Origin of the sequence: Synechococcus sp. O70.2 (genome assembly GCF_047462135.1) — a bacterium.
Taxonomy (GTDB): Bacteria; Cyanobacteriota; Cyanobacteriia; order Thermostichales; family Thermostichaceae; genus Thermostichus.
Map to the genome: position 1 here is coordinate 94,088 of NZ_JANSIS010000004.1, position 20,837 is coordinate 114,924.

19 protein-coding genes and 1 tRNA gene are annotated in these 20,837 nt (G+C 62.1%); 8 read left to right on the top strand and 12 right to left on the bottom strand.

The annotated features are described in order from the left end of the window. Positions 1-125: 125 nt before the first annotated feature. The 3 genes from NW812_RS05980 to cobJ form a co-directional block, all read right to left on the bottom strand. Positions 126-1,286 carry a pyridoxal-phosphate-dependent aminotransferase family protein gene (locus NW812_RS05980; RefSeq protein WP_414394965.1) on the bottom strand — a complete coding sequence of 387 codons (1,161 nt, stop codon included), beginning with the start codon at positions 1,284-1,286 and terminating at the stop codon, positions 126-128. Positions 1,287-1,316: 30 nt separating this feature from the next. Next, a tRNA-Cys gene (locus NW812_RS05985) sits at positions 1,317-1,388 on the bottom strand. 186 nt (positions 1,389-1,574) lie between these two features. Beyond that, entirely contained in the window at positions 1,575-3,446 is a 1,872-nt protein-coding gene (gene cobJ, locus NW812_RS05990; RefSeq protein WP_414394967.1) for a precorrin-3B C(17)-methyltransferase, read from the bottom strand. A 56-nt stretch (positions 3,447-3,502) separates the two neighbouring features. Between cobJ and NW812_RS05995 the strand changes: the two genes are divergently transcribed. Genes NW812_RS05995 through NW812_RS06010 form a run of 4 tightly spaced genes read left to right on the top strand, consistent with a single transcriptional unit; the run spans position 3,503 to position 5,790 of the window. Beyond that, positions 3,503-4,159: a hypothetical protein gene (locus NW812_RS05995; protein ID WP_414394968.1), complete on the top strand. Its 657-nt coding sequence runs from the start codon at positions 3,503-3,505 to the stop codon at positions 4,157-4,159. A gap of 42 nt (positions 4,160-4,201) precedes the next feature. Then, positions 4,202-4,675, top strand: coding sequence for an FKBP-type peptidyl-prolyl cis-trans isomerase (locus NW812_RS06000; protein ID WP_414394970.1), 474 nt, complete (start codon positions 4,202-4,204; stop codon positions 4,673-4,675). Positions 4,676-4,688: 13 nt separating this feature from the next. Beyond that, positions 4,689-5,303, top strand: a complete 615-nt coding sequence (locus NW812_RS06005) for a 5-formyltetrahydrofolate cyclo-ligase (RefSeq protein ID WP_414394971.1) — start codon at positions 4,689-4,691, stop codon at positions 5,301-5,303. A gap of 25 nt (positions 5,304-5,328) precedes the next feature. After that, on the top strand, positions 5,329-5,790 hold the full coding sequence (locus NW812_RS06010; protein ID WP_414394973.1) for an FxLYD domain-containing protein: 462 nt from the start codon (positions 5,329-5,331) through the stop codon (positions 5,788-5,790). Positions 5,791-5,792: 2 nt separating this feature from the next. Here NW812_RS06010 and NW812_RS06015 read toward each other — a convergent pair whose 3' ends face one another. Together NW812_RS06015 and NW812_RS06020 are read right to left on the bottom strand one after the other, a co-directional pair. Further along, positions 5,793-7,067 carry an amidohydrolase family protein gene (locus tag NW812_RS06015; RefSeq protein WP_414394975.1) on the bottom strand — a complete coding sequence of 425 codons (1,275 nt, stop codon included), beginning with the start codon at positions 7,065-7,067 and terminating at the stop codon, positions 5,793-5,795. Beyond that, a complete protein-coding gene (locus tag NW812_RS06020) occupies positions 7,024-7,284 on the bottom strand; it encodes a glycoside hydrolase 100 family protein (protein ID WP_414394977.1) in 261 nt (86 codons plus the stop codon). The genes NW812_RS06015 and NW812_RS06020 overlap by 44 nt, the downstream gene beginning before the upstream one ends. A 211-nt stretch (positions 7,285-7,495) precedes the next feature. On the opposite strand from NW812_RS06020, the gene hflX reads away from it, so the two are divergent. Together hflX and NW812_RS06030 are read left to right on the top strand one after the other, a co-directional pair. After that, on the top strand, positions 7,496-9,226 hold the full coding sequence (gene hflX / locus NW812_RS06025; protein ID WP_414394979.1) for a GTPase HflX: 1,731 nt from the start codon (positions 7,496-7,498) through the stop codon (positions 9,224-9,226). A 123-nt stretch (positions 9,227-9,349) separates the two neighbouring features. Beyond that, entirely contained in the window at positions 9,350-11,080 is a 1,731-nt protein-coding gene (locus NW812_RS06030) for a diflavin flavoprotein (RefSeq protein WP_414394981.1), read from the top strand. A 3-nt stretch (positions 11,081-11,083) separates the two neighbouring features. Here the strand turns inward: NW812_RS06030 and NW812_RS06035 are convergent, their stop codons facing one another. The 7 genes from NW812_RS06035 to NW812_RS06065 all read right to left on the bottom strand — a co-directional run bounded on the left by NW812_RS06035 (position 11,084) and on the right by NW812_RS06065 (position 18,194). After that, on the bottom strand, positions 11,084-11,341 hold the full coding sequence (locus NW812_RS06035; protein WP_414394982.1) for a hypothetical protein: 258 nt from the start codon (positions 11,339-11,341) through the stop codon (positions 11,084-11,086). 202 nt (positions 11,342-11,543) lie between these two features. Beyond that, positions 11,544-12,194, bottom strand: a complete 651-nt coding sequence (locus NW812_RS06040; protein ID WP_414395151.1) for a precorrin-8X methylmutase — start codon at positions 12,192-12,194, stop codon at positions 11,544-11,546. 292 nt (positions 12,195-12,486) lie between these two features. Then, entirely contained in the window at positions 12,487-12,828 is a 342-nt protein-coding gene (locus tag NW812_RS06045) for a histidine triad nucleotide-binding protein (protein WP_414394984.1), read from the bottom strand. A gap of 69 nt (positions 12,829-12,897) precedes the next feature. Then, positions 12,898-14,970 carry an FAD-dependent oxidoreductase gene (locus NW812_RS06050; RefSeq protein ID WP_414394985.1) on the bottom strand — a complete coding sequence of 691 codons (2,073 nt, stop codon included), beginning with the start codon at positions 14,968-14,970 and terminating at the stop codon, positions 12,898-12,900. A gap of 131 nt (positions 14,971-15,101) precedes the next feature. Beyond that, on the bottom strand, positions 15,102-16,625 hold the full coding sequence (locus NW812_RS06055) for an AAA family ATPase (protein ID WP_414395153.1): 1,524 nt from the start codon (positions 16,623-16,625) through the stop codon (positions 15,102-15,104). A 153-nt stretch (positions 16,626-16,778) separates the two neighbouring features. After that, positions 16,779-17,825, bottom strand: coding sequence for a thiamine phosphate synthase (locus tag NW812_RS06060; protein ID WP_414394986.1), 1,047 nt, complete (start codon positions 17,823-17,825; stop codon positions 16,779-16,781). A 63-nt stretch (positions 17,826-17,888) separates the two neighbouring features. Next, positions 17,889-18,194, bottom strand: a complete 306-nt coding sequence (locus NW812_RS06065) for a hypothetical protein (protein WP_414394987.1) — start codon at positions 18,192-18,194, stop codon at positions 17,889-17,891. Positions 18,195-18,289: 95 nt separating this feature from the next. On the opposite strand from NW812_RS06065, the gene NW812_RS06070 reads away from it, so the two are divergent. Both NW812_RS06070 and NW812_RS06075 read left to right on the top strand, forming a co-directional pair. Continuing rightward, the gene (locus tag NW812_RS06070; protein ID WP_414394988.1) at positions 18,290-19,459 is read left to right on the top strand and encodes a lipid-A-disaccharide synthase-related protein; all 1,170 of its coding nucleotides are present in this window, start codon (positions 18,290-18,292) and stop codon (positions 19,457-19,459) included. Between the two features lie 147 nt (positions 19,460-19,606). Next, on the top strand, positions 19,607-20,668 hold the full coding sequence (locus NW812_RS06075) for a CIA30 family protein (protein ID WP_414394989.1): 1,062 nt from the start codon (positions 19,607-19,609) through the stop codon (positions 20,666-20,668). Positions 20,669-20,837: the final 169 nt, after the last annotated feature.

The window sequence follows — 20,837 nt, forward strand, 5'->3', positions numbered from 1 at the left end:
AACCAGGCATCTCTCCAGAGAAGTAAACTCTGGAGTTTTATCTTTTGTTAAGCAGGTTCACCCATTCTAGCCAGGGCAAGGGAGGGTCGCTAGGTGTCAAGAGCTACAGCATGGGCCAGGGATCCCTAGGGGTTGGCCAAGATTTCTTCGGCCGCTTTGAGAGCTGCTCCAGGAGAGAAGTCGCTGTAGCCCAGGGTGTGCAGGGTCGATTCCAGAGCAGCCAGGGTTGTGAGAATATCGCGCTCGCTCACGAAGCCCAGGTGGCCGATGCGGAAGATCTTGCCCTTGAGGTGATCTTGGCCAGCAGCAAGGGCAATGTCGAAGTGTTTCTTCAGGGTGCTGCGGAGGGTGTCGGCGTTGATCCCTTCCGGAGCCAGCACGGCTGTTACCGAGGGGCTAGCCGCTGACTCGGGGTTGACCAAAAGCTTCAGCCCCAGGGCCTTGACACCGGCGCGGGTGGCCTGGGCCAAGCGGGCATGGCGGCGGTAGATGGCCTCCAATCCTTCGGCCCGCATTAGGCGCAGGGTAACCTGTAGGGCGTAGAACAGGTTCACTGCCGGCGTAAAGGGAGTGGTGCCTTGACGCAGGGCTTTTTGGGCAAGCTTAAAGCTCCAGTAGTACTTGGGAAAGCGAGAGCGCTCGGCAGCAGCCATGGCCCGCGGGCTAACAGCTACAAACCCCAGCCCTGGCGGGATCATGTAGCCCTTTTGGGATCCAGAGGCCACTACATCCAAGCCCCACTCGTCCATGGGCACCGGCATGGCTCCCAAACTGGTGACGGCATCTACAATTACCAAGGCTTCCCCATGCTCGCGGGCGGCAGCCGCAATGGCCTGCACATCGTTGGCCACGCCGCTAGAGGTTTCTGAATGGGTGAGGATGACCGCCTTGATGGTCTTCTCCCGGTCAGCAGCCAGCTTCTCCTGGAAGACTTCGACGGGATAGGGCACGCCCCAGGGGGTTTCTATCCGCTCGCACTGCAGGCCAAATTGCTCCGACATCTCGGCCCAGCGCTCGCCAAACTTGCCGTTGACCCCTACCAAGACGCGATCCCCAGGGCTGAGGGTGTTGAGGATCCCGGCTTCCATCGCCCCGGTGCCGCTGGAGGCAAAGACAAACACATCGGAAGTAGTCTGGTGCAGCCAGCGCAGCCCATCCGTCACCTCTTCCAAAATGGCGGCGAACTCTTTGCTGCGGTGCTCGATGGGCCCCCGCGCCATGGCCAGCAGCGCACTCTCGGGAACGGGAGTGGGGCCCGGGATCATCAACATTAACTTGTCTTTCATGCGTGTCCCGCCGGGGAGGTCAGCTTCAAGAGGTGGCGGCCAGATTCGAACTGGCGCATAGAGGTTTTGCAGACCTCTGCCTTACCACTTGGCTACGCCACCCTACTGCTCATAGATTATCGTAATCCGAAAAGGGGATCCCTCTTCCACTTGCCGCCGTCAATGGTAGCAGCTCTCGGTTCGGCCATACTTATTTTCGCCAGCAAGTGCCCGAAAACGTTGCCAAACCAAAAGGCGGCTCGAGCTTCCCCGGTGGCTGCAGTTGAATCCTCGGCATCTCAGGGTGTTTTAAGTCTTACCCAAGGGGTAGCCGCGGGGGGTGATTAGCCACCTGCCGTAGCGAAAGGTCTGCGAGTTGCCGATCAAGACCAGGGTGAACATATCCACCGCCTCGGGATCTACCTCCCCCAGCGTGGTGAGGTGGAGGGTCTCGCCGGGGCGGTAGAGGTTACGGGCCACTGCCACCGGGGTATGGGCAGAGCGGGCTCGGCGAAAGATCTGCAGCGCCTTGAGAAAGGGATCCAAGCGCTGCCGCGAGCGAGGGTTATACAGAGCTACCACAAAGTCAGTCTGGGCAGCCGCCTGCAGGCGTTGCTCGATGGTCGGCCAGGGAGTGAGCCGATCCGAGAGGGAGATGGCGCAAAAGTCCTGCATCAGGGGTGCCCCTAGCCGGGCAGCAGCAGCCTGAAGCGCAGAGATCCCTGGCAGCACCTCCACAGAGGGGCGGATCCCATCCCAACCAGCACGGGCCAGGCACTCCAGCACCAGCCCAGCCATGCCGTAGATCCCCGCATCTCCCGAAGAGATCACCGCCACCTGCAGCCCCTGCTGGGCCAGGGCAATGGCTCGCTGCGCTCGCTGCACCTCCTGCGTGATGGGAAAGGCTTCGCAAATCTGGCCGGGGCGCAGGAGGGGCGCCACCAAGTCCAGGTAGAGCTGGTAGCCGATTACCGCGTCGGCTTGGGCCAAAGCCAGCCGGGCAGCCAGCGTCAATTGGGCGGGATCCCCAGGGCCGGTGCCAATCAGCCACAGGTGCCCGGCGCGAGGCGAATACTCTCGGGCAGCGCGGGCAATGGCTAGGGTACAAGCTCCCTCGCTTTCGGAGGCAAAGACCTGCTTGGGGCAGAGGAGAGTAGCTCTCGCTGGGGCTGGATCGCTATCCCCTGAGCAGCGCTGGGCCGCCAAAAGGGCAGCCGCCTCTGCCACCGAAGGGGTGCCCACCGCCTGTTGCACCGCCTCCGAAGGGTGGGGAACCGGGATCCCCGCCAGGGCCTCGGCCGAGAAAAACTGAATGGGCCAGCCGTAGGCTTGGGCCAGCTCCACAAGTCCCGCCTCATCCCGTTTCAGCTCTAGGGTCGCCAAGCCGGCAATGGCCTCGAAAGCTAGCCCCTGGCTCTGCAACAGGCGCCGCAGGGATCCCTCTAGCCAGGCGCGGCTAGTGCCCCGCTCGCAGCCCACCCCCACCCACAGCACCCGCGGATGCCAGTGAACGGTGGGGATCTTGTTCTTGTCCAAAGAAGTTGAATACTCGCTGATCCGGATCTGGGCCACCGCCTGGCTAGGAGCAGTGCTCAAGAGAGGGTGATCTGCCGGCCAAGCCCGCCGCCAGAGCTGCGTGCCACAGGTTTGCTCAACAGCCACTGGCTCTCCTCGCGCCAAAGCAGCAGCCACCTCGTTCCAATCGCCAGCGCCCCGCCGCCAACCGTAGGGATCCCCCAGCAAATCCACAGGCGGGATCCCCAGACCCTCCGAGGCGGAGGTGAGGACGGGCTCGGCTCCCAAAGCAGCCGCCACCCGCCGCGCTAAGGCATCGGCTCCCCCCACATGTCCGCCACAGAGGCTGATGGCCCAGCGGCCAGCTTCGTCCACTACCACCACCGCCGGATCCCGGTATTTGTCCTGCAAGAGGGGAGCAATGAGCCGCACCACCGACCCAACGGGCAAGACAAAGATACAGCCCTGCACCTGCGGCCAGCTCTGAGCCACTGCTGCCGCTAGGGATCCGGGTAGGGGATCCCCGTAAGCTTGCCAGGGCGGAGGCAGGGGCTCTCCTTGGGAGTTGGCCTTGCTCCAGCAGATCCACTCCTCCGGCAGCAGCGACAGCAAAGGCTGGGCCAACTGGCGGCCGCGGGGAGTAGGGGCAAACAGGGCAAGCTTCATCACCTGGGAGGGGAGAGTCCTATACTGGACTATAGAGTCACCCACGGACAGTGCCGATGTTGGGCCCCCTTGGACTGCTGCTGCCCCTCATTCCGCTGGAGGCTTTGCTTTCCACAAAGGGGCTAATGTTCTTACTGCTTTCAGCCTATGGCGGGGCGATGTGGACATTTTTGAGCGGCGCACCGCGGGTCTACACCATCATCGTGCCCGATCTGGAGCAGGCAAGGGGGTTCTACGAGAAGGTGTTGAAGCTGCCGGAGGCGGAGCTGCCGCTGCAGTACTACTACGGCTATGAGCAAAGCGTCGTCAGCTCTAGCCTGGGCTCCGTCTACTTCCCGGGGGATCTTGGCCTTGGCTCCCGCCTTGACGCCAAGGGCCAGTCTGCCTCGAAAACCCTCGATACCTCTGGCCTTTGGTACCAGCTCTCTGACGCAGTGCAGCTGCACGTGATCCCTGGCTCTACGGATCCCTATGCGGCTGCTACCCCCTACAGTGGCTCCTCCAGGCCTTTGTCAACCTACGGGACAACGGCAGGCCGCAGCGGCAGCGCTCGCTATCGCCACGCCAGCTATGAGCGGGAGGCCCTCAAGGCCCTCCTGAGGCGGATTAACAAACAAGGGATCCGCAACAGTGTCCGCTCCGAGAAGCCCTTGGTTTTCTGGGTGCGGGATCCGCAAGGCCAAATCATCGAATTTGCCGAGCTGAGGAGCTGAGGCAATCCTGGTACCATAACAGCAACAGCTAAGGAAACGCCGATGAAAGCAACGCAACGGGTGCTGCTGGTGGGCTTGGCCTTGCTTTGCCTGTGGGCAGGGGTTGGACTGCCAGCAACAGCTCTGTCCCGAGCCAAAGACAATCCGGCAGTTACCGCCCCATCCCAAGCCAAGGATTTCATCACTACCGAGTCGGGCTTGCAGTACTACGACATTGTGGAAGGGACAGGGCCTTCCCCGCAGCCAGGGCAAAAGGTGGTGGTGAACTACGTGGGCAAACTTCAGGATGGTACGGTCTTCGATAGCTCCTACAAGCGCAATCAACCCTTTACCTTTACCTACGGGGCAGGGCAGGTGATCCCTGGCTGGGAAGAAGGTCTGGCCACGATGCGCGTGGGGGGTAAGCGGTACTTGCGCATCCCGCCGGAGTTGGCCTACGGCAGCCGCGGTGCTGGCGGCGTGATCCCTCCCAACGCCACCCTAGACTTTGAGGTGGAGTTGCTGGCCATCCAGTAATCTCATTGGGCCTGTGCAGCAACTTTCTCTCCCTCAGCTTCCTGCCGCTACAGCAGATCCTGCCTCAGCAAAGGCCTATCTGCGCCAGCACTTTCGCCAGCTACGGCAGGGGTTGGATCGAGCTCTTATCAGCCAAAAGATCGTGGCTCATTTGGCCTCTTGTTCCCAAATCCTGGCCGCCAAAACCATCCTGGCTTATGTGGCTTTCGGCTCAGAGGTGGATCTGGGATCCCTATTTGTCCTTTTTCCAGAGAAGCAGTGGGGGATCCCTCGCTGCTTGCCCCAGCGGCAGTTGCGCTGGCACCGCTACAATCCGGCTGAGCTAGTCCCCAACCGCTGGGGTTTGCTGGAACCCTCCCCCACCAGCCCCGTTGTCGACCCGGGCGAGGCGGATTTAATCCTCGTGCCTGCCCTGGCCTGCGATCGCTGGGGGAGGCGCCTAGGCTACGGAGGAGGATACTATGACTGGTTTCTGGCCTCCCTACCAAATCCCACCGTGCCCAAGTGGGGCATTGTCCCGCAGGCCTGTCTGCTGGAGCAGCCCCTCCCCTGCGATCCCTGGGATCAGCGCCTGGACGGGATCCAAACCGAAGAGGGGTTTTACCCAGCAAGGAATCCCCTAGACTAAGGGGGTAGGCCTTGGAGGAGAGAGCATGAGCCAAGTTTGGGAGCACAGGCAGCGTCTAGCCCAAAGAAGGTTCTCTTCCCTTGCTTGGAGTCTGGCTTGGGTGGTCTTGGCGGCGCTCCTAGCGGGTCTTGGGAAGATCCCGCTGCAACTCAAGGATCTCCACGTCACCTCCTGCCCCGATACCCCTGAATACACCAACCTGGTAACCAGCAACGGCAACCCCATACCGGCCAGGTGCCTGTTTATCGAGGGCACAGTTGTCAACCGCTCCAAGAATACCGTGCTGAATGCCGACGTCTTTGGTCGCCTCTATGATGCCAACGGCAACGAAGTTCTGCCGGAGCGCACCCGCCTGGGGGCAATTGCCGAAGTTCCTCCTGGGGAAAGCCCCTTCTCCATTCGCATCTCCGTGCCCGTGACCAGCCCCCTGCCCTTGACCCTGGAGCAATTTAAGGCCAGCGGCTTCAGCGGCACCGTGCGCCGTTAGCCTTAAAGCTGACGGGTAAACTCCACCTGGGCTGGGCGCCCTGGAAGATGGAGCTGGGCAACCACCGGCGGGGTTTGGGCAATGAGGCGGCCCCGGCGGAAAACATACAGACAGGGTGGCTTGAGGCGAATGGCTTCGACGACATCGGCAGCTTGGAGCACCACCAAATCGGCGCGGCAGCCAGGCTGGAGCCCGTAGCCCTCCAGGCCCAGCAGGCGGGCTGGGTTTTCGGTTACCGCTAGGAAGCACTGCCGCATCTGCTCATAGCCTGTCATCTGGGCAGCGTGGACGGCCATGTGGGCCACTTCCAGCATGTTGCCGCTGCCCAGAGGGTACCAGGGATCCATCACACAGTCCTGGCCAAAAGCCACCGTCAGCCCGGCGGCCATCAGCTCTGGCACTCGCGTCAGTCCCCGCCGCTTGGGGTAGGTGTCCTGGCGGCCCTGCAGCACCAGGTTGACCAGCGGGTTGGCGACCACTCCCAGCTCTGCCTCGGCCATTAGGGGGATTAGCTTGCTCACGTAGGCGTTGTCCATCGAGTGCATCGAGGTGAGGTGGGAGGCCGTCACCCGCCCCTGCAGGCCTAGCCGCAGCGTCTCATAAGCCAAGGTCTCGACGTGGCGGGAGAGGGGGTCGTCTGTTTCGTCGCAGTGCAGATCCACCCGGAGGCCCCGCGCGGCTGCAATCTCGCACAGAGCCCGCACTGAAGCGGCTCCTTCGGCCATTGTCCGCTCGAAGTGGGGGATCCCACCCACCACCTCCACCCCCAAATCCAGAGCCTTCTCCAAAAGCTGCACCGCCCCCGGCGAGCGGTAGTAGCCATCTTGGGGAAAGGCCACCAGTTGCAAATCCAGGTAGGGGGACACTTTTTGCTTGACCTCCAGCAAGGCCCGCACCGCCACCAGGTTGGGATCGCACACGTCCACATGGGCGCGGATGGCTAGGATCCCGCGCGCCACTGCCCAGTCGCAGTAGGTTAGAGCCCGCTCGATGACCGCCTCCGGAGTTAGCAGTGGCTTCAACTCTCCCCAGAGGGCGATCCCTTCCAGCAAGGTGCCCGATTGGTTGACGCGCGGGATCCCGTAGGTGAGGGTGGCATCCAGGTGAAAGTGGGCATCCACAAAGGGGGGCGACACCAAGCGGCCGCTCACATCGATCTCCTGGGGAGCAGTAGCCTGCAGATTTGCCTCCAGGGCAACGATGCGCTCCCCCTCGATGCCGATGTCGATTCCCTTACGGCCATCTGGCAAATTGGCCCGGCGCAAAATCCAATCCATCCACCTCTTCCAAACCCGGCTTGACCATTTTCTCGCCAGCGGTAGCTACCTCAATGGCAAGCTCGATACAGGGATTCCAGCTTGGGCAGGTAAGGCAGGAGTCCAGGAAGCGGCGCACGATGTCTGACCGCCTATGCAGCAACAAGAAGGCCATCACCGGCACGTTGTTGCGGATAAACACCTCGTGATGGTTGAGGTCGGGGCTGGATCCCACCACCTTCAGTTAGCCGTCTACATAGGCACGAGCCTTCTGGGGGATTGCCGCCAACGCGCCGTTCGGCTTGTCCTGGTAGTTAACCTTTGCAGAGGATCTGGGGCCCCGTCGCCACGCTCCCATTGGCCCTGGGCCGGCGGCTCTCCCTCCCAGGCGGCTCGGACAAAGCGTGTATGGTAGATAAAAGCCTGTTTTCGGGTATTTCCTCGTCCCTATGCCCAGGGTTAGCGCCTCTCGCCAGCAGACCGACCTTGGTTTGAGCCTTGCCCAGGCCAAGGGGCTAAAACCCTATCAGCGCAAGCAACTGCAACGTCTTTACCAACTGCGACTGCCCCCCAATCGGCTGGTGACGGTGGAGTTTGCCCAAAGGCTGGGAGCCCTCACTCAAGATCTGGAAAGCCAGCCCATCAGTGTTTACCTCAATCGGCGGGGCCAAGTGATTCGCGTGGGGCTGGGATCCCCTTTTGAAACGCAGATCCCGGCTTGGGAGCTGCCGCGCCAGGGGGCGGAGCGCCTGTCCGGGATCCGCTGCATCACCACCCAAGTGGGCCCAGGGGGTCCTAGCCAAAAAGCGCTGACAGCTATGGCCCTCCAGCGGCTGGATGCCCTCATTACCCTCTCGGTCTCTCCCCTAGAGGGAAAGCTGCGCCGCGGCGGGGGGGTCACGGGCTTTGTCAAGTGCGCCTACCTGGCCCATCTGGTGCCGGAGGAAGGGCGCCGCTGGCAGGTTTCTGAGCCTCTGCCCTTGGGGATCCTGGCAGAACAAGATCTGCAGGAGCTGGTGACGGAGCTAGAAGATGGCTTTCGGCGCCAAGCAACCGCCCGCCAGGTGGATCCCAAGCAAGAGCGGGCCATCCTAGTGGGGCTGCAGGGGCCGGGCCAGAGCTACGAGGATCTCATGGACGCCTTGGCGGAACTGGGCCGCTTGGTGGAGAGCGCCGGCGGACAGGTGCTCCAGACCATCTGGCAGCGGCGGGAGAGCCCCGATTCCGCCACGGTCATCGGCTCGGGTAAAGTCCAGGAGTTGGCCTTGCTGGTGCAGGATTTGGGGGCCAACCTGGTGGTGTTCGACCGCGAGCTCACCCCCAGCCAGGTGCGCAACCTAGAGGAGACCCTGGGGGTGCGAGTGGTGGATCGCAGCGAGGTGATCCTGGATATCTTTGCCCAGCGGGCCAGAACCCGGGCCGGGAAGTTGCAGGTGGAGCTGGCACAACTGCAGTATCTGCTGCCCCGCTTGGCTGGTCGCGGTCGCACCATGTCGCGGTTGGGGGGTGGAATTGGCACCCGCGGCCCGGGGGAAACCCAGTTGGAAACGGAGCGGCGGGCCATCCAGCGGCGCATCAGCAAGCTGCGGCAGGAAGTGGAAGAGCTGCGCCGCCACCGCCAGCGGCTGCGCCAACGGCGGGAGGGATCCCAAATTCCTGTGGTGGCCCTGGTGGGCTACACCAACGCTGGTAAATCTACCCTTCTCAACGCCCTCACCCACGCCCAGGTCTACGTGGCTGACCAACTCTTTGCCACCCTGGATCCCACCACGCGGCGGCTGGAGCTGCCCGGTCAGCAGGCGGTGCTCTTGACCGACACCGTGGGATTTTTAACTGAGCTGCCTGAGCAATTGGTAGAGGCATTCCAGGCCACGCTGGAGGAGGTGACGGAGGCCGATGCCCTGCTGCATGTGGTGGATCTCTCCCACCCCAACTGGGAAGGGCAAATCGAGGCGGTGGAAAAATTGCTGGACCAGATGCCCCTGACCACCGGTCCCCGACAATTGGTGTTCAACAAAATTGACCGCCTGGATCCCGAGTGGGTGGAAGATGTCCGCCTGCTCTACCCCAAGGCTTTGTTTGTTTCCGCTGCCACTGGCCAAAACCTGGATCAGTTGCGCCACACCTTGGCCCAGTTTGCGGCTGCCTTTGGTTCCAGCTCCTTGGCGGCAGATCCCTAAAGCATTCCATTAGAAAATCCAAACTTGCCGGCTGTCCTCTCCCTTCCCCCTGCCTCAACATTCAGTTACATTGCAACTAGGTTCAGTTACACGCCAAGTTGCCGTCTGGCAGAGGGGGAGGACATGGCCGCTATGGCAGTTGCACCGCGCTCGGCGCATCTCACACTGCAGACGCTGCCTATTGGCGCCGATACCCTTGCCATCCGCTCCCAGGACTGGGATCGGGATCGGTTTGACATCGAGTTTGCCCTGGAAAATGGCACCACCTATAACTCCTTTTTGATCCGCGGCGAGAAGGTGGCCCTCATTGACACCTCCCACGAGAAGTTTCGGCAGTTGTACTTGGATCTGCTGCGAGGCCTCCTGGATCCCGCCACAATCGACTACCTGGTGGTCAGCCACACCGAGCCAGATCACAGCGGCCTAGTGGGGGACCTGTTGGAGCTGGCGCCCCAGCTGACGGTGGTGGCCTCTAAAGTGGCCGTGCAATTTCTGGAAAGCTTGGTGCATCGGCCCTTCCGGTACCTGGTGGTGAAGCAGGGGGATCGCCTGGATCTGGGCAAGGGGCATGTCCTGGAGTTCATCTCGGCTCCCAACCTGCACTGGCCCGACACCATCCTCACCTACGACCACGGCACCCAGATCCTCTACACCTGCGACGTCTTTGGGATGCACTACTGCGACGACTTGGCTTGGGATGAGCATCCCCACCTGCTACAGGCCGACTTTAAGCTCTACTACGACTGCCTCATGGCGCCCAACGCCCGCTCCGTGCTCTCGGCTCTCAAGCGCATGGAAGCCCTACCTCCCATTGCGGCCATTGCCACCGGCCACGGCCCCCTACTACGGCATCACTTGTCTAACTGGGTAGAGCACTACCGCCGCTGGAGTCTAGAGCAGGCCAAAGCCGAACGGCTGGTGGCCGTCTTCTACCTGTCGGGATATGGCCAGGCGGAAACGCTGGCTCAAGCCATTGCCCGCGGGATCCAAAAAACCGGCGTTGCCGTAGAGCTGGCGGATCTGCGGCTGCTGGATGCCCATGAGGTGCGGGAGCTAACCAGCTTGGCTGCCGGTGTGGTGATCGGCATGCCCCCCCAATCGGGGCCCGAGGCAGCCACCACGCAGATGCTGCTGAAAACTCTTCTGGCTGCTGCCCACGGCAAGCAGGGCTTTGGCCTGTTTGAGTCGGGGGGAGAAGACGACGAGTCGGTCTACCTCTGCCGCAACACTTTGCAGGAGCTGGGTGCCAAGGAAGTGTTTCCGCCCATCCTCCTCAAGCAGCCTGTGAACGAAACCCTGCTGCAGCTGGCGGAAGAGGCTGGCACCGACCTAGGGCAATGGCTGACCCGGGATCGCAGCATTCAGCAAATGAAAGCTCTAGATGCTGACCTGGATCGCGCTCTGGGTCGCATCAGCAATGGCCTTTACATCCTCACCGCCCGCAAAGGGCAGGCCACTAGCGCCATGCTCGCCTCCTGGGTAGCCCAGGCCAGCTCTGATCCGCCGGGGATCAGCGTTGCGGTGGCCAAGGATCGGGCCATCGAGTCTTTCCTGCAAGTGGGAGACACCTTTGTCCTCAACGTGCTGCAGGAGGGCCATCACCAGTCCCTGATGCGCCACTTCCTCAAGCGGTTTCCTCCAGGGGCCGACCGCTTTGCTGGCGTCAAGACCTACCCTGCCGCCAACGGATCCCCTATCCTTGCCGATGCCTTGGCCTACCTGGAGTGCCGCGTGGCCAGCCGCCTAGAAACCAGTGACCACTGGGTGGTCTACAGCATCCTTGAGGCAGGGCGGGTCTCCAGTCCCGAGGGCCTCACTGCGGTGCACCACCGAAAGGTGGGGAATCACTACTGATCGTCAATAAGACAGCCGATACCCTAGACCGCTGGGATGCAAGACAAAAGAGCTGTCTTGTCCCAAGGGAATCCCCTCTGCTTTGAGCGGAAAAGGCAGCTTTGGGGCTTCTTGCTCTACTTGTTGGGCTAGGCGGTAGAAGCTGCTACCCGCAGAGGGAACGGCAGAAGGTGCATGCTGCTGTTGCCAGCGCTGGTAGGGGTTGAGCTGGGCTTCCTCCAAGCTGAGATCTAGGGAGGCGGCGAGGGAAGACAGGGGCAAAGCGGCCACCTGCTCGGGATAGGCCCACCCTCTCAGCCCAAACGCTACAGCTAGAAGGCAACTGATCCTCCAAAAACCACTGAAATGCCGGAAATGTTGCATAACTAGGCGCCCTGCTGCACTCCAAGAAGGCAGCTCCCAGCTTGCCAAGACGAAACCTAGAAAGGTGTGACCAGGATCCCAGGGCGTTTGTGATCTTGGCTTATCCAGGGCTAGATTTACCTGGGCGATCCCCACGGCCAGGTTGCGTGTAGGCCTGCCAAGCCAGATCCAGAAGTCCATCCAACACCGCCGCTGCTACAGCGGGGCCGCCTTTACGTCCCTCGGTGCGGATGTGGGGTACCATCGAATCGGCCAGCTCCTGCTTGGCTTTCACCACGTTCACAAACCCAGCCGGCGTCGCGATCACGAGGGCGGGGGCTACTTCCTTCGCTGTAATCAGTTGCACTAGGGTGGTGAGGGCAGTCTGGGACTGGCCGATGACAAAGATGGCCTCCGGGTAGCGCTGAGCCAGGGTCTGCAGGCCCCAGGCAGAGCGGGTCTTGTCCTTCTGGGGGCGGGTGACAGCTTCGCTGCCGCAGTAGATGGGGTTGGAAAAGGTGTTCTGCACAGCCCGCGCAATGCCCACCTGCACCATTGGCTCGTCCACCACGATGGTGGTGCGCGCTGCCAGGGCTGCCGCCCCTGCTTGCAGAGCCTCGTTGGCAAACCGGATGAGGTGGAGATACTCGAAGTCTGCGGTAGCGTAAATTACCCGACGCACCACCTCGTATTCGGCAGGAGAAAGCCCATGCTTGCCCACCTCTTGGTCGATAATCATCAGGCTTTCCGCATCGGTGACATGCCACTCCATCGGCTTTAGACCTCGCCCGCCGGCTACCCTTAACAGCAGCATTGTATCTTTGACGTCCTCCCCTGCCTCCTGCTTAAAGGCGGGGCCTCCACAGAGCTAGAGGTGCTTGTCTCTCCAGCCCCGCTAAGTGCCCTTGGGTAAACTCTCTGCCAGCCGATGCCCGCAGTTGGCAAAATTTGCCCTCTACAGCGCTTGCCCAAGCGCGTTCGACACCGGTTGACACGTCTGCACCTTCTCGCCCTGGCAGCGCGGAGCGCTCTATAAAGCCCCCCATTGGCGGCAAAACCGTCGTCTAGCCGGGAGGCCAGCCCATGGGTCGACCGCCGAGAACGTGAATGTGGAGATGAAAGACAGTTTGGCCACCGTCTTCTCCGTCGTTGATGACCAAGCGGTAGCCTTTGTCTAGGCCAGCTGCAGCAGCCACCCGTTGGGCTGTCAACAGTAGGTGCCCCAACAGCGCCTCATGCTCAGGTTTGGCCTGGGAAATCCGGGGAATGGGCTCCTTGGGCACCACCAGGATGTGGACAGGGGCCTGGGGAGCAATGTCTTTGAAAGCAATTGCCCTCTCGTCTTCGTAGACAATTTGGGCGGGGATCTCCCTACGGATGATCTTGCTGAAAACCGTGTCGCTCATGGGTGGTGACAAACAAGTTCTGCCCTTAGCCTACCTGTTTGTGACTCTAAACTGCCGTGGCTGCATGAGCTAGACTCTTTCTTCTATCCAGCTCGGTATCGGATTTTGGACGCTTGGCTTAGCAGAAGAACTAGGAGCAGGAAGGTGGAACTCGAGGCGCGGCCGGCCGACACCGTAAGTGAGGGTGTAGCTCCAGCTTAGGCAGCGCAGCCAGAGGCGCGGGTAGCGAGGCTCCAGCCAGAGCTGCAGGCGCCGCAGCAGCTTGGGGAACCAGCCCCCCAGCAAGGCCGAGAGCAAGGCCAGGCCGGTGTAGCCGAAATAGGTGGGTAGCCAGTGGGCAAAGCCTTCCGCCCCCACCGCCTCCCAAATCCACAGCAGCAGCCGTGGGTTCCGCAGAGCTGCCTTGATGGCCATGCGGTTAAAGGCCAGCCAGCCAGCCCGGTCTTTGATAAAGTCGTCCACCACCTCTGGCGGCTCGGTAGTGAGAATGCCAAAGAAGCTGTTGAGGATGGCGTTGATGCGCTCGGGCGGCAGTACCTTACCGGTGGGCACCATCATGCCGCGGGAAAACAGCCAGGTCACCGCCGAGTTGCCCTGATAGGCGCGGATCTGGGCTAGGTCGGCCGCTTTGAGCAGATCATGGCGCAAGGCTGTGTCCAGTAGGTCACAAAGGCGGGGGCAGTTGCGCACTAGGGATCCAAACCCCGTAAAGCTCAAGGGCGATTGCAGGGCTGCCGCATCCCCAATCAAGAGAACGCGGTCGAAGGGCTCTGCGGGAGCTGGCTGCCGGCCAAAGCGTCCGGGGATATAGCCAAAGGTGGCCTTCTTCCACTGCAGGCGCTCTGGGTCACAGCGGCGGTACTCAGGCAGGATGGTGAAAAAGTCTTCATACAACTCCAAGAGGGAGCCCGGGTTTTCCGGGTGTACTTGGTGGTAGTAGAACAGGTAGAAGGTGAGATCCTCCCCTGGCCCAGGGAACAGTTCCCAGATCAGTTGTCGACCGCGGCTGATGTCTCCATGGCTGGCCAGGATGTCGCCAAACTGGGGATCCCAAACTCCCGGCTCAAACCCCCCTGCAATGGTAGCTCCCACCGTGGGGCAAACGCTGTCAAAGGCGCGGCGGCCGTAGAGCTGCTGGGCAATGGGGGAGGCCGTCCCCATGGCATCCACCAACAGGCGGGTTCCCAGGCAGAACTCTTCTTGAGTGGTTAAGTCCCTAACCACCACCGTGACGCCTTGCTCCTCGATATAGGCCCGCTGGAACTCACTGCGCTCGTAGATGGCGCCGCCGCAGGCTTTTAGGATCTGGCCGCAGAGCTGCAGGAGTTTTTCGGCATCGATGGCCAGGTTGAGCACCGTCGGCGTGTGCAGGACGGGCGCGCGTACAGGGCTGTTGCCATCAAAAAACTTGTTGAACCCATCGGTGTATTCCCGCAGAATCAGGCTCTCCATCTCCTCAGAGCTGAGGAGGCCGAAGTCCACCAGCGTCTGCAGCTCCCGCCGCGAGATGTTCCACTCCCGATTCATGCGGCCAAAGGGAAGCCGTTCCACCAAGGCCACGCGGTAGCCCAGGCGGGCCATGGCCGCGCCGTAGATGGCTCCCAGGGCTCCGCCCACCACCACCAAGTCCCACTCCAAGGGTGCAGGTTGGGGGGCAGGCTGACGCAACAGCACCGGTGGCCGCTGAGTAGGAGGGGACTGTACCTCCTCCCGCCAGCGCCTCTCCCACCAGTAAACCCGCTGCAGGTCAAACTCGCCGTTGGGGATGCGGCGGAAGTACTTTACCGTCTGCGGGTAAAAGGGCTCCAGTTGCTCAAAGATGGATCCCTGGCTGAGATCGATAGGGGGCAACTGCGGGTAGCGGTGGGGAAACTGGCTTTGGATAGCCTTTTCCACTTCCTTTAGCCAGCGGCCCTGCTGGGGAAAAGGCCGCTCTGACCACTGGAAGATCTTGAGATAGGTGGTGTTTAGCCCCGACCAGAGGAAAACGGCCAGCTCCGCTCCAGATCCCTGTAGGCGCAGGCCGGTAGGAGTCAGCACCTTTTGGCTGCCCGTAGGCAAAGGCAGGTGCTCCTGCAGCCAGCGCAGCACTTGAGCGGTCTCTGGGCAAGGGATCTCGCGGTAGTACAGAGGCTTGAGCACAGGGCCAAGACACAAAAAGAAGCCAACCTTTACCCATTGTGACACGAGGGGAGGAGCGCTCAGGTTCCCAATGCCTCAGTAAGCCGCTTGGTGGGAGCCGACTCCAGGGCCTCAACCCCCGCCTAGGGGCTCTACGAAGCCGCAAAACATTGCTTCATCTCCTGCAGCACCTGAGCATCTTGAGAGGCAACTCTAGCGCCGGCTTGGGCAGCCCAGCACTTCAGGCTTTCGATCTGCTCGCGGGCAATGGAGGCCAAGGGCACGGTTTCGCGGATGGCCTGCAAGATGTCTTCCTGAGTGAAGTCTCGCCGAGCGCCGCTGCCGCTGCCCCCAAAGGCGTTGTACATGGCGTCCACGATAGCCTGCTCGATCTCGGCGCCGCTGAAATTCTGAGCTGCGGCTGCTAGAGCATCTAGGTCGAATTCCCGCAGGCGGTTGGGGCGCAGCCGCTGCAGATGTACCCGGAAGATCTCCTTGCGCTCGGCGTGGGTGGGTAGGTTAAGGAAAAAGATCTCGTCGAAGCGGCCCTTGCGCAACAGCTCCGGCGGCAAGAGGGGCACGTTGTTGGCAGTGGCCACGATGAAGACCGGGCTGGTTTTCTCCTGCATCCAGGTAATGAGGCTGCCGAACACCCGGCGGCTGGTGCCCGAGTCTCCGTCGGCGCCGCTGGTAATGTTGCCAAAGGCCTTGTCAATTTCGTCAATCCAGAGCACACAGGGGGCCATGGCCTCCGCCAGTTGGATCATCTGGCGCACGCGGCTTTCCGACTCGCCAACAATCCCAGCAAACAGCCGCCCAACATCCAGCCGCAACAGGGGCAGCCGCCACTCGTTGGCGATGGTCTTGGCCGAGAGGGACTTGCCGGTGCCCTGGATCCCCACCAGCAGCACCCCCTTGGGGTTGGGCAGGCCGTAGCGCCGCGCCTCTTCGGTAAAGGCTTCCTGGCGCACCCGCACCCAAGCCTTGAGATTGTCCAGCCCACCCACATTTTTCAGGGTCTCGCGGGCAGTGAAAAACTCCAGAATGCCCGTCTGGCGGATGGCCTGCTTCTTCTCCTCCAACACCAGGTCGATATCGGCCTCGTTGACCTCCTGCTTGGCGGCCAGGGCGCGGGCCAAAACGCGGCGGATGCGCTCTCGGCTTAGCCCCTGACAGGCTTTGACCAGCTGCTCGCGACCCAAGGGGCTGAGCTTAAGTTTTTCGGGAGCTACATAGATCTGGATGAGGCGGCTAATCTCTTCGCTGTTGGGCAGGGGAATATCGACAACCGTGACCTCCTCGGCCAGGTCGCTGGGCACCTCCAGAGTATGGCTGAGCAGGATCAAGGTCTTGCGGGTGCGCTTGAGCTCGCGGCTAAGGTTTTTCAGCTCCCGCAGGATGGGGGCGTTTTTGTCGCTGGTGGCGTTGCGCAACACAAAGTGCGGATCCCGCAGCACAAACAGAGTGTCTTCCTGCGGAGCTGAGCGCCACACCCGCCCTAGGGCGGCCATGAGGGAACCCCGGTCTTCGCCGCTATCCTGCCAGCCCCGTACCACGTCCCAAAACAGCAGCCGTCGGGGCGGATCGGTTCTCTTGGCTACCTGCACGAGCACGGCATCGGCCGGCTCCTCTTCGGGGGAGACCAGGTAGATCAAAGGGTAGCGGGCCCGGATCATCAGATCCAGCTCCTGGATCAGCTCCCCTTGCACCTCAGTGGCAATCCCACTTAGGCTGGGATCGCCGCCGCTTTTCTGGTTGCGATCCGTGAGCTCTCTGAGTTCTTTTGCCAACTCTGCCATCAGGGGGATGAAAAGTAGGCTCTTCCTCTTTCAAGATAAAGCAGGGATCCCTTGCAACTCGGCCAGCATGGCACGGGCGGTCTGGGTGGGATCCGCCGCCTCCATCAGGGCCCGCACCACGGCTACGCGACTGGCGCCTGCCTGCAGCACCTCCGGCAGGTTGTGGAGATCGATGCCGCCAATGGCAAACCAGGGCAGAGAGGCCTTCTCGGCAGCCAGGCGCACGTACTCCAGACCCGCAGGCGGTTTTTCCGCCTTGGTGGGGGTAGCGTAGACGGGGCCGACGCCAATGTAGTCCACGTCGCTGGCGAGGGCCTGGGCCAACTCTTCAGCGTTGGTGGTGGACAGGCCAATCAGGCGTTGGGATCCCAGCAGTTGTCGGGCTTGGGCAACTGGCAAATCCGTCTGGCCCAGGTGTACCCCATCCGCCTGGCTGACCAAGGCCAAGTCCACCCGGTCGTTGACGAGCATCAACGCCTGGTAGCGGTCGCACAGTTGCCGCAGCTGTTTGAGATCCCAGAGCATCTCCCTGTCGGCCAGGTTCTTGCGGCGGTACTGGACCAGAGTCACCCCGCCCCGCAGCGCCTTTTCCACTACTTCCAGCCAGTGGGGCACTGGGCTGGTGACCAGGTAAAGACGGGCTGCCAACAGGCGTCGGCGCAGGGATCTGCCCAACAGCTCACTTTCAAGAACGTAGAGGTGGTAGCGCATGTCTTTGGCCAGCTTGGCCAGGCCAGGGGCCACCCACTGCTGGGATTCGGCCAGCTTGCCGTATTCTTCCAGCACCCGCAGCGCCTCCTGCACGCGGCTGCAATTGGCTTGCAACAGGTGGCTGAGATCCCGCCGCTCCTCCTCCTGGGGGTGGGAGAGCTGGGTGCCGGGGTCGGCAGGGGTGTCGCGGGCCAACCGCAGTGGGTTGCTGTGCCAACGGGCTAGGGCCTGGCGCATAGCTTTGCACTCGCTAGCCAGCTCGCCGTTCTCCAGGCCAAAGCGAAACCACTCCTCCAATACCCGGAGCCCTTCGCGAGCGCGGTCAAGGTTGGCATCGAGAATCCGGGCGACGGCTTGTGGTTTCATGTCCCCTGCGCGTGGGAGTTTTAATCCTTACTCTAAACTGGAATAGTCTCTCCGGCACCTGGGCTAGCCCTTGTCCGAAGAGGAGGCAGGCTGTTGCCAAAGGGCGTTGAGGAAAGCCTGCTGGGGCGTGTGTCCCCAGGCAAACTCACGGGGGCCGATCCCTTCCGGCAGGTAGGCCCAAGCGTAGCGCTCACAGGCAGGAAAGTAGCGGATCTCCCACCAGGGCTGGCCGGCGGCCACATCCTTCACCGCCCGCCAAAAAGGTCCCCGCTGACGGCTAAGACGGGTCTCGACGAAGTAGGGCCCTTCCAGGCGCAAGGCTTCCACCGCTGCAATAAACTCAGCTCGCTGTCGCTCATCTCGGATCATCGCCCCGGCTTTCTCTCTCAGATTGGCCCTATTTTAATTCGGTAGGCTTTGGTAGGCTCGTTTAGTCTGGCTGGAGACGACAACCTCCCCCAGCAATGAACTCCCAAAATCTGGCGCGGGTGCTGTGCCTGAGCAATGGCCACGGAGAAGATGAGGTGGCTAGCCGCATTGCCTCAGCCCTCACCCAACGAGGGATCCCAGTGCAGGCCCTGCCGATTGTGGGGGAAGGGGTGGCGTATCGACGGCGAGGGATCCCGCTGCTGCCCCTGACCCAGGTAATGCCTTCGGGGGGATTTATCTACCAGGATTGGCGGCAGCTGTGGCGGGATCTGCGCGCTGGCTTGTTGGGCCTGACGAGGCAGCAACTGGCTCTGGTGCGCCGCCTAGCCAAGCAGGTGGAGCTGGTGCTAGCCGTGGGAGACATTGTGCCCCTAGCCATGGCCTGGTGGAGCGGGATCCCCTACGTTTTCGTGGGCACGGCCAAGTCGGACTACTACTGGCGGGACGAGCGGGGGCCCTACCGCCGCCCTTGGCTGGGCCAGCCGGCTTCCGATTACTTGCCCTGGGAGCGCTGGCTGATGGCCCACAGGCGCTGCCTGGGTTCTTTTCTGCGGGATGAGCTGACGGCAGCTGGCCTACAGCAACGGGGCCTAAGGGCCTTCTACCTGGGCAACCCGATGATGGACGACCTAGAGCCGCGGGGGGAATTGCCTTTGGATCCCAGCCGGCCTGCGGTGCTGTTGCTGCCGGGATCCCGTCCTCCGGAAGCCTACCGCAACTGGGCTTTGATGATGCAGGTGGTAGAGCAACTGCCGCCAGAAATCCAAGTCTATGCAGCCCTCAGCCCCAACCTGGAGCGGGGTCCCCTTCAGGAGAAGATCCCGTCGCGGCGCCGCGACCTGCTGCTGGTGTGGGGAGATTTCGGCACCTGTGCCCACCGAGCTACGGCGGTGTTGGCCATGGCGGGGACGGCCACGGAACAATGCGTCGGCCTAGGAAAGCCAGTGGTTACCCTGCCGGGAGAGGGGCCACAATTTACCCCGCGCTTTGCCGAAGCCCAAAGCCGCCTTCTGGGATCCGCCGTCCACCTCACTTCTCCCCAGCAGGCCCCCGCCGTGCTCTGCCAAATTCTGGACCGCCTAGCCAGGGATCCCGATTACGCCGCCCAACTGCGGGCCCACGGGCAACGGCGCATGGGATCCCCTGGGGCCACCCAGCGCATTGCTGACCAGATCACAGCCTTGCTTGCCGGTCCCCGGGACTAATCTGTGGCGGTCTCAAGGCTACTGAGTCCCGCTCAGCTTGCCCCAATTGCTGCCGCACTGTTGCCCCTTTGCCTACGCTGGAGAAGGGGATCCCTTGGGTAGGTAGCCGGTTCTGCCTACTTGGAGGGCGTTTTGGAGCAGCTAGAGATGACCTGGGACTTAGGGCGATTTTGGAACACCCTCACCTACTACGAGGTGCTACCCTTTGCCAGCTTCTGGCGCTGGCTTCAGAATGGCTTTCAAAGCCCAGAAGTTCCCTTTATGCCTCCTTCTCTGACGCCAGCCACTTCCCTTCCTCTGGTTCTTTTGGGCGATGGCCTGCCCGAAGGTTTGACAGAGGCGTTGCGCCAGCAAGGGGCGGAGGTAGGGCAGAGCCAGGACTGGGTGACAGCCAGGGTGATCTTAGAGCTGGGAGCGCCAGAGGTGGCCAGGGCCCACCTGGAACGGCTGCGCCGCAGCGGCCAAACGGAACAGATACTCTTCGACTTCCGCCAGCCCAACCCCCAGTTAAACCAGTTCTGGGGCATCTTGGACGATGTGGTAATGGGTGGGGTGAGCCAGAGCCAACTGCTCTGGGGAGAGGGCGAGCTGCTGTTTACGGGCCAGGTTTCCACGGCCAACTTCGGCGGCTTTGTTTCCACGCGCACGCGCAATTGGCAGCCTCCCTTGGACGCCTCAGGGTTTGCTGGCCTGGAGCTGCGGCTGCGGGGTGATGGACAGCGCTACAAGGTTTTGCTCAGGGATCAAGGCGGCTGGGACAGCCCAGCCTACGCCTACGCCTTCGACACCACCCCTGGGGAGGAGCAGACCGTCCAGGTTCCTTTTGCCGAGATGGTGCCCACCTTTCGCGCCCGCCGGGTTGCCGCTCCCCCCTTGAATACCCGCCAGATCTATTCGCTGCAGCTGATGCTGAGCAAGTTTGAAGCGGACGGCAGCCCTAACCCTCGTTTTCGGCCTGGGCCCTTCCAACTGGGCCTGCGCTGGATTGGGCTTTACCGCAGCGACCCCCTGCCGCAACTGATTGGGGTGGCCCAGGGATCCCTGTCGCCCGCGTGGGTGACAGCCCTGCAGGAGAGCTCCAGCCGCTGGTGTGGGGTGGAAATTCCCGCCAGGATCGAGGGATCTACCTTAGCCGCTCACCTGCTGCGCCTTTTGCGCTCGCCCGAAAGTGTGGGCCGGGTGGTGCCTTTAGAAGCTTTCCCTGGCTAAGCTTTGACCCACTGCTGGGATCCCTTTGGGCTGCCGACGAGGCTCGTTGGATCGGGCATCTCGGTCAGGGGTGGAGGGCTCTGGGCGTCCTGGCTGCTATTGCCCTGGCTGGGAGGATCCCGCTTTCCGACCTCTTCGAGACCCCACAGACCTTGGGGCTACGAAGTCA